The sequence below is a fragment of the Rhodanobacter terrae genome (assembly GCF_042657005.1).
Classification (GTDB): Bacteria; Pseudomonadota; Gammaproteobacteria; order Xanthomonadales; family Rhodanobacteraceae; genus Rhodanobacter; species Rhodanobacter terrae.
In genome coordinates this window covers 1-650 of sequence record NZ_JBHSNG010000093.1, presented here as the reverse complement: position 1 = coordinate 650, position 650 = coordinate 1, and the positions used below count along the sequence as shown (strand labels likewise).

The following is a 650-nucleotide window of genomic DNA, read 5'->3' as shown; positions in this document are numbered from 1 at the left end:
AAATCACTTGGTGGGGCTGTATCGCTTCGCGCACGCACAGATCCTTGAGCACTTCACTGGCCTGGGCGCTGCTCTCTTCGGCATAGACCTGCCAGCCGACGATCTTGCGGCTGAACACGTCCATGAACAGGTACAGGTAGAAGTACTGTCCGCGAACGGTGGTGGGCAGGTAGGTGATGTCCCAGCTGTACAACTGGTTGGGTGCGGTGGCGCAGACGGCGCGTGGCTTGCTGCGTGATTGGGATGGCCGTTCACTGCGCCGATGCGCCAGTTGCTTTTCATCCCGCAGGACCCGGTAGAAGGTCGATTCGGATGCGATATAGCGTTGCTGGTCAGCCAGACGAGGCACAATCTGGCTCGGTGGCAGGTGACCGAATTCGGCGGAGTTGGCGACCGCCAATAGCTCGGCGCGCTCCTCGGCGCTGAGCTTGTGCGAGGGCACATGGTGCCGCAACGAACGCCCATCCACGGCGTCCGGCGCACCGTCTTGCCAACGCTGCAACGTGCGCGCGCTCAGCCCCAGTATCTCGCAGGCGTGCTCTTGGCGAGCCCCCGCGGTGGTCGCTTCGCTGATCAGGCTGATCACGATTTGGCGCTCTTCGAGGGACGTCATGACGCCTCGTCCCCGAACAGCGCTTGATATTTTTTTG

General features: G+C 62.0%; 1 protein-coding gene. It reads right to left on the bottom strand.

From position 1 onward, the window contains the following. On the bottom strand, positions 1-613 hold a 613-nt coding region (locus tag ACFPPB_RS20375; protein WP_377330497.1), incomplete at its 3' end, for a DDE-type integrase/transposase/recombinase. Between the last annotated feature and the right edge of the window lie 37 nt (positions 614-650).